Here is a 7,926-nt window from a genome sequence, read left to right as displayed (position 1 = left end):
CGCCCGCCCCCGCCTCTGACTCTCGGTCCGCCCGCCCCCGTCCGTACGGCCCCGTCCGTACGGTCCGGGGCGTACGACGACGGTCAGGACGTCACCGCGAGGGCCAGGGGCAGCACAGCGGGCGCTCCCGCGTGCCGGATCTGCGCCGCGGCGAGGGTCATCGTCCAGCCGGTGTCCACCCGGTCGTCGACCAGCAGGACCGGGCCGCCCGCCGCGGCGATCCGCTCCGCGAGCTCACGCGGCATCGCCAGGGTGCCCCGGACGGCGTTGACCCGCTGGGCGCTGTTGTACTGCCGTCCCGGTGATCCGCCGCGGTATCCCAGCTCTCCCAGGTATTCCAGGCGGCCGATCCGCGCGAGCCTCTCGGCGAGGCTGCGGACGAGCAGGGGACGCGAGCCGGACGGGACGCTGACCACCGCGACCGGCCGCTCCTCCCACTCCCACGACTTGAGCACTCCCACCACGGCGGCGAACACGTCGTCGGGAACGGGCCCGTCCTGCTGGGCGAGCAGTTCGCGCAGCCGGGTGCCCCAGCCGATGTCGGTGAGCCTGCCGAGCGTCCGGCCCGTCCCGGCCGACAGCTCAGGCTTGATCCTGCCCTTCAGGTCGGCGAGGCCGGTCGGCCACTGCCGCCGGGGCTCCAGGTCCACTCCCGGCCGGACCAGGCGCTCGTGCGCGGCCTGGACGTCCTCGGCCGCCACGTCCGGTGAGCGGTGGGCTCCGGTGCAGTTGTCGCACCGGCCGCACGGGCGCGCCTCGTCGTCGTCGAGGTGGCGGCGGAGGTAGCCCTCCCGGCACTCCGTGGTGGAGATGTAGCCGAGCATGGCCTCCTGCTCGGCCTTGCGCTCGGCGGCGACCCGCTGGTAGCGGTCGGTGTCGTACTCCCAGGGCTCTCCGGTGGCCTCCCAGCCGCCCTTCACCCTGCGGACCGCGCCGTCGACGTCGAGGACCTTGAGCATCATCTCCAGCCGACTCCGGCTGAGATCCACCCGGGTCTCCAGGGCGGCCGTGGACAGCATGCCCTCCTCGGACAGCGCCGCGAGCGTCGCCCGGACCACCTGCTCGGGCGGGAACGCCAGCGAGGCGAAGTAGGACCAGATCTCCCTGTCCTCGGTACCCGGCAGCAGGATCACCTCGGCCTTCTCCACCCCGCGGCCCGCGCGACCGACCTGCTGGTAGTACGCCACGGGGGACGCCGGAGCGCCGACGTGGACGACGAATCCGAGGTCCGGCTTGTCGAAGCCCATACCCAGGGCGGAGGTGGCGACCAGTGCCTTGATCCGGTTCCCCAGGAGGTCGTCCTCCGCGGCGAGCCGCTCCGCGGGGTCGGTCTGCCCGGAATAGGCGGCGACCCGGTGCCCCTGCTCGCGCAGGTACGCCGCGATCTCCTGGGCGGCGGCGACGGTCAGCGTGTAGACGATGCCCGACCCCGGCAGCTCGTGCAGCGTCCTGGCCAGCCAGGCCAGTCGTTGCTCGGCGTTGCGGAGCCGTACGACGGACAGGTGCAGGCTCTCACGCTCCAGGGCACCGCGCAGGACCAGCGGGGCGGCGGGATCGTCCCACTCGGGGCTCGCCGCGAGCTGCTCGGCGACGTCCCTGGTCACCCGCGCGTTGGCGGTCGCGGTGGTGGCGAGGACGGGGATGCCGGGCGGGAGCTCGGTCAGCATCGTGCGCAGCCGGCGGTAGTCGGGCCGGAAGTCGTGTCCCCAGTCGGAGATGCAGTGGGCCTCGTCGATCACCACGAGCCCGGCGCTCTCGGCCAGTTCGGGCAGCACCTGGTCGCGGAAGTCGGGGTTGTTCAGCCGCTCGGGGCTGACCAGCAGCACGTCGATCATGCCCTCCGCGACCTGGGCGTAGATCTTCTCCCACTCCTCGGGGTTGGCCGAGTTGATCGTCGCGGCGTGGATGCCCGCGCGCTCCGCCGCCGCGATCTGGTTGCGCATCAGGGCGAGGAGCGGCGAGACGATCACGGTCGGTCCCTCGCCGAGCTCACGCAGCAGCGCGGTCGCGACGAAGTAGACGGCCGACTTGCCCCAGCCGGTGCGCTGCACGACGAGGGCACGCCGCCGGTCCATCACCAGGGCCTTGATCGCCGACCACTGGTCGTCGCGCAACCGCGCGCCCTCTCCGGCGAGCGCCCGCAGACGCGCCTCCGCCTCGTCGCGCAGCGCCTGCTCTTCCCCTGCCACTTCTGCTGTCACAGGGTCCTTGCTATCAGTTCCCCCCGACTGTTCGTGCCCCGTCCCGGCCACAGCGCCGGACATGGTTGGATGAATCCGCTATGGACGTGACCACCTGGTACCTGGAGCAGACCGGTCCCGGCGACCTGCTCCCCGCGCGTGAGCCGAAAGTCCCCGTGGACATCGTCCGCGCGGAGATCCCCTCCCCCGAGTTCAGCCGGTTCCTCTACACGGCCGTCGGCGGCGACTGGCAGTGGACGGAACGCCTGCCGTGGACCTGGCGCCAGTGGATGGAGTGGCTGGACCGGCCGGGCACGGAGACCTGGGTCGCGTGGCGCGACGGCACCCCCGCCGGTTACGTGGAGCTGGTCGCCCAGGACGGCGGCGTCGTGGAGATCTCCAGTTTCGGGCTCCTGCCGTACGCCATCGGCCTGGGGGTGGGCGGGCACCTGCTCTCGGCCGGTACGGCACACGCGTGGGACATGGCCGACCGCTGGCCGGACCTGGAGCCCACCCGGCGCGTCTGGCTGCACACCTGCTCCCTCGACGGCCCGGCCGCCCTGGCGAACTACCGTGCGCGCGGCTTCAGGCTCTACGACACCCGGCTGAACGTCCCGGGCGACGCGGACGACGGCAGCACGCCGGGACCGTGGCCGGGAGCCATGCGCCCGCTGCCCGACCCCCGCTGACACCCGCCCCGGTCACCGCCCCGCCACAGTCACCGCTCCCCGCGATCACCGCTTCCCAGGGGCACCGCCTGTCACGGCTGCCGCTCAGGCAGGACCGGACACAAGGGAAGCATGACAAGCGGGATTAAATCGGACTAATGGGGCGGGAATCGCGGCCAAGTCGCGACCACTCCCTGTCATCGGCACAATGTTCGATATGGCCCGACGCACGACCACACCCCCGCCGGACGAGGACTTCGAAGAGCGGATCGTCGATATCGACGTTTCCGAGGAGATGCGCGCCAGCTACCTGGAGTACGCGTACTCGGTGATCTACCAGCGCGCGCTCCCGGACGCCCGTGACGGGCTGAAGCCGGTGCAGCGCCGCATCCTCTACTCCATGAGCGAGATGGGACTGCGTCCCGATCGCGGCCATGTGAAGTCGTCACGCGTCGTCGGCGACGTCATGGGCAAGCTGCACCCCCACGGTGACAGCGCCATCTACGACGCGCTGGTGCGCATGGCCCAGCCGTTCTCGATGCGCCTGCCGCTGGTCGACGGGCACGGCAACTTCGGCTCGCCGGACGACCTGCCCGCCGCGATGCGGTACACCGAGGCCAGGCTCGCCGCCTCGGCGATGCTCATGGTGCAGTCGATCGACGAGGACACGGTCGACTTCAAGCCCAACTACGACGGGCAGGAGACCGAGCCGTCCGTCCTGCCCGCGGCCTTCCCCAACCTCCTGGTCAACGGGGCGACGGGCATCGCCGTCGGCATGGCGACCAACATGGCGCCGCACAACCTGGTCGAGGTCATCGCGGCGGCCCGGCATCTGATCAAGCGGCCGACCGCCACGCTCGACGAGCTCATGCGCTTCGTCCCCGGGCCCGACCTGCCGACCGGCGGCATGATCATCGGTCTCTCCGGCGTCCGTGACGCGTACGAGAAGGGCCGGGGCACCTTCAAGATGCGGGCCAAGGCCACGATCGAGCAGGTCACGCCGCGCCGCAAGGGCATCGTGGTCACCGAGCTGCCCTACAACGTCGGTCCCGAGCGCGTGGTCACCAAGATCAAGGAACTGGTGACCGCCAAGAAGCTCAACGGCATCTCCGACCTGAAGGACCTGACCGACCGGCACAAGGGCCTGCGCCTGGTCATCGAGATCAAGAACGGCTTCCACCCCGAGGCCGTGCTCGACGAGCTCTACCGGCTCACGCCGATGGAGGAGACCTTCGGCATCAACAACGTCGCGCTGGTCGACGGCCAGCCGCGCACGCTCGGCCTGCGCGAGCTGCTGCAGGTCTACGTCGACCACCGCCTCGACGTGGTCCGCCGCCGCTCGGCCTACCGCCGGCGCAAGCGCGAGGAGCGCCTCCACCTGGTGGACGGCCTCATCGTCGCGCTGCTGAACATCGACGAGGTCATCCGCATCATCCGTGCCTCCGACGACTCCGCCCAGGCTCGCGCGGGCCTGGTCGAGGCGTTCGAGCTGAGCGAGATCCAGGCGAACTACATCCTGGACACCCCGCTGCGCCGCATCACCCGCTACGACAAGCTGGAGCTCGACCGCGAGAAGGAGACCCTGTCCGCGGAGATCGCCGCGCTCACCGAGATCCTCTCCTCGGAGGAGCGGCTCCGCCAGGTCGTCTCCAAGGAGCTCGCCGAGGTCGCCAAGACGTACGGCACGCCCCGCCGCACGATCCTGCTGGAGTCCTCCGGCGCGGCACTCACCGCCGCCGTGCCGCTCGAGGTGGCCGACGACCCGTGCCTGGTCCTGCTGTCGTCGACCGGGCTCCTGGCCCGCACGACCGACGCCTCGCCGCTCGCCATGGAGGGCGAGCGCGCCGCGCACGACGTGCTGGTGTCGGTGGTACGCGGCACGGTCAGGACCGAGGTGGGCCTGGTCACCTCGCTGGGACGACTGATCCGCGTCCCCGTGGTCGACCTGCCGACGCTGCCGCCCTCGGCCAATCCGCCGTCGCTGGCCGGTGGGCATCCGGTCTCGGAGTTCGTCAAGCTGAATCCCGGCGAGACCGTGGTGGGCCTGGGCTCGCTCGATCCCGACGGCCCCGGACTCGCCCTCGGCACCGCCCAGGGCGTGGTCAAGCGGGTCGTCCCCGAATACCCGGCCAACCGCGACGAGTTCGAGGTCATCGGTCTCCGTGACGGGGACACCGTCGTCGGCGCGGCCGAGCTCACCTCCGCCGACCACGATCTGGTCTTCATCACCTCCGACGCGCAGATGCTGCGCTTCCCCGCCTCGTCCGTACGCCCGCAGGGTCGTCCGGCGGGCGGAATGGCCGGCATCCGCGTCGACGACGGCACCCGGGTGATCTGGTTCGGCGTGGTCGATCCCGCCCAGGAGGCCCACGTCGTCACGATCGCCGGTTCCTCGACCGCCCTGCCCGGCACCCAGGTGGGAGGCGGCAAGGTCTCCGACTACGCCGAGTTCCCGCCCAAGGGGCGGGCGACCGGCGGTGTCCGGGCCCAGCGGTTCCTCAAGGGCGAGGACGTGCTCCTGCTCGCCTGGGCCGGTCCCGCCCCGGCGAAGGCCGTCTCCTCGACCGGCAAGCCGGTCCCGCTGCCCGAGGAGCTGGGCCGCCGCGACGGGTCCGGCGTCCGGCTCACCCACACGGTCGCCGCGATCGGCGGCGCGCTGGGCGGTACGGACCTGACCCCGGAGACACGTGACGGGCGGCCTGCGGGCGAGGACGCCGAGGACGGCTCCCCTGCCGGCGGGCCGGAATAGCGCCCGGTCATCCGCCGACGACGTGACATCAGGCGGCGGCGCGGCTCCGGGACAGGCCGGAGCCGTCGCCGACCCTGATGCTCATGACGAGGGTCAGCGGCGGCAGCGACACCACGGCCGGGTCCGCACGCTCCCGATCGCGAACGACGGCGCCGGAAGCCCCACCGCGTAGCCGGGTCGGCGACCGTCTCCTCCTCAACGAGGGCAGCGGACGGGGCGATCGGCGCCATGGAGAGACCCCGGAAAGAATCACGAAACGCGCGTGCGGGAACATCTTTCTCATGACAGGTAAGTTCGACGATCTACTCGCGGCCAACGAAGAATACGCCCGCACCTTCCCGTACTCCGATCTGACCGGTCAGGCCGCCCGCGGCCTCGCCATGGTGACCTGCATGGACTCGCGGATCGACCCGCTGGGGCTCCTCGGCCTGAAGGCGGGCGACGCGAAGATCATCAGGAACGCGGGAGCGCGGGTGACCGACGACGTCCTTCGCACGCTCGTCCTCGCCGTCTACCTGCTCGGCGTGAACCGCGTCCTCGTCATGCCGCACACCGACTGCCGGATGTCCAAGTCCACCGACGACGACGTCCACCAGCTCATCTCGGACCAGTACGGCGTGGACACCCGCAGCCTGGAGTTCAAGACGGTTCCCGACCAGGACGCCGCGCTCAGGCACGACCTGGTCCGCATCAGGACGAGTCCGTTCCTGCCGCAGGATCTCGTCGTCGGCGGCGCGATCTACGACGTGCACACGGGCCGGCTGCACCCCGTCGAGATGTGACCGGCCCGCGCGCGAACGAGGTCACTCACCGCCCGCCGGTCGTTCGCGTATGGTACGCGCCGGACATGTCGGGGCTCTGCTACGTTCTTCGCAGAGCGATCAGTCGTTCGTAAGGAGCCCCCCATGCCCCGCAGCGCGCCCCGAGCCGACGACCGCAGATCCGGAAGTTTCCGGAAATGGGCAATTGTCACGGTCATCCTGGCCATCATCCTCGCGGTGCCGACCGTGATCGGCGCGTTCGGCGGATTCGAGCGCACCGGCGGCGGCGAGGTCGCGGTCATCCGCAACGGCGGTCTCCTGGACGACAACCGGGTCCGCCAGATCATCGATCCCGGCTCCAGCGTGACCTGGATCGGGTGGTGGTCGCAGATCCACCGCTATCCCGCGCAGCAGCGCTACTACACGATCACGTCCACCGAGGGCGGCGAGCGGTCCGGCGTCGACGTGGTCACCGTCCCGAGCAGTGACGGCGTCAACATGGGCATCGAGGGCACGCTGTACTTCAACCTCAACCTCGACCACGAGACGCTCAGGTCGTTCGACGACAAGTTCGGCACCCGCAAGTTCCGCAGCGTCGACGGCGGGACCTACTACCCGTGGGACAGCGACGAGGGCTGGTCCGCCTTCCTCGACCAGATCATCCGCCCGGTGATCGACAACGACCTGCGCACCCAGGTCAACAGCTTCCGCTGCGCCGAACTGGTCTCGTCCTGCTCCCTCGTGCAGAACTCGGGCGGCCAGCAGACCGGCCTGCAGCAGCTCGGCAACAACGCCAACATCGCCAAGATCCAGAACGCGGTGAACACCAGCCTGGCCGAGGACCTCAAGAGCACGCTCGGCGCCGAGTACCTCACCAACATCCACTTCAACCTCTCGCGCGTCACGCTGCCGAAGCAGGTCCAGGACGCCGTCGACCAGGCGCAGGCCGCCTTCGCCAAGGTCACCGAGGCGCAGGCCAAGGTCGCCCAGGCCCGGGCCGAGGCCGACGCCAACAAGGCCAGGCAGGACGGCTACAACAGGTGCCCGACCTGCGCCGAGATCGAGAAGCTGAAGGCCCTGCCCCAGGGCATCACCGTGTACGCCCCCGGCAACACCGGAGGCGTGGCCCTGCCCACCCGCTGAACCATCTCCATGCCGAGCGCTCGCCGATGACGAGGGGCGGGCGGAGGGGAGTCGCGTCCTGATGCGGATCCTGGTGTTGCCGGCGGTCCTGATCGTCGTCGCCGTGCTGGTCTACGTGCTGGTGGTCCTCGTCCGGGGTGCCGTACGGGAACGGCCCGGCGGCACGACGGACCAGGTGCCGCGGTGGGAGGCCCACACGGCGATGGAGGACGGGTGGACCCTGGTGGTCATCAGGAGGATGACCCCGGGCAGGGACGGGCCGGTGGAGCTCGCCAGGCAGACCGTGCGCGCCATCCCCGACGACGACCCGCACTGGGACGAGCGCTACCGGGAGGCCATGCTCGAAGCACGCGCCCGGATCACGACGCTGGAACTGGAGTCCGGATAGGAACCATCCGGCGCCACGACGAGGAGGTCCGAGGTTC

At 70.8% G+C, this 7,926-nt stretch carries 7 protein-coding genes; 5 read left to right on the top strand and 2 right to left on the bottom strand.

Annotation, left to right across the window (positions count from 1 at the left end; genetic code table 11):
- Positions 1-83: 83 nt before the first annotated feature.
- Positions 84-2,264: a RecQ family ATP-dependent DNA helicase gene (locus tag IMZ11_RS35080; RefSeq protein WP_374463157.1), complete on the bottom strand. Its 2,181-nt coding sequence runs from the start codon at positions 2,262-2,264 to the stop codon at positions 84-86.
- A 17-nt stretch (positions 2,265-2,281) separates the two neighbouring features.
- Between IMZ11_RS35080 and IMZ11_RS35075 the strand changes: the two genes are divergently transcribed.
- Entirely contained in the window at positions 2,282-2,869 is a 588-nt protein-coding gene (locus IMZ11_RS35075) for a GNAT family N-acetyltransferase (protein WP_228646732.1), read from the top strand.
- Between the two features lie 196 nt (positions 2,870-3,065).
- Positions 3,066-5,597, top strand: a complete 2,532-nt coding sequence (locus IMZ11_RS35070) for a DNA topoisomerase (ATP-hydrolyzing) subunit A (protein WP_228646731.1) — start codon at positions 3,066-3,068, stop codon at positions 5,595-5,597.
- Positions 5,598-5,625: 28 nt separating this feature from the next.
- Here the strand turns inward: IMZ11_RS35070 and IMZ11_RS35065 are convergent, their stop codons facing one another.
- Entirely contained in the window at positions 5,626-5,796 is a 171-nt protein-coding gene (locus tag IMZ11_RS35065) for a hypothetical protein (protein WP_228646730.1), read from the bottom strand.
- An 82-nt stretch (positions 5,797-5,878) separates the two neighbouring features.
- On the opposite strand from IMZ11_RS35065, the gene IMZ11_RS35060 reads away from it, so the two are divergent.
- From IMZ11_RS35060 to IMZ11_RS35050, 3 genes are all read left to right on the top strand, one after another.
- Positions 5,879-6,379, top strand: a complete 501-nt coding sequence (locus IMZ11_RS35060) for a carbonic anhydrase (RefSeq protein WP_061257398.1) — start codon at positions 5,879-5,881, stop codon at positions 6,377-6,379.
- Positions 6,380-6,502: 123 nt separating this feature from the next.
- Complete coding sequence (locus tag IMZ11_RS35055) at positions 6,503-7,501, top strand: SPFH domain-containing protein (RefSeq protein ID WP_228646729.1); 999 nt, start codon at positions 6,503-6,505, stop codon at positions 7,499-7,501.
- Positions 7,502-7,562: 61 nt separating this feature from the next.
- Entirely contained in the window at positions 7,563-7,889 is a 327-nt protein-coding gene (locus IMZ11_RS35050) for a hypothetical protein (protein WP_228646728.1), read from the top strand.
- Positions 7,890-7,926: the final 37 nt, after the last annotated feature.

This window comes from Microtetraspora sp. AC03309, from assembly GCF_020826795.1.
Taxonomy (GTDB): Bacteria; Actinomycetota; Actinomycetes; order Streptosporangiales; family Streptosporangiaceae; genus Microtetraspora; species Microtetraspora glauca.
Note: the sequence above shows the minus strand (reverse complement) of the source record. Positions and strands in the feature narration are given on the sequence as shown.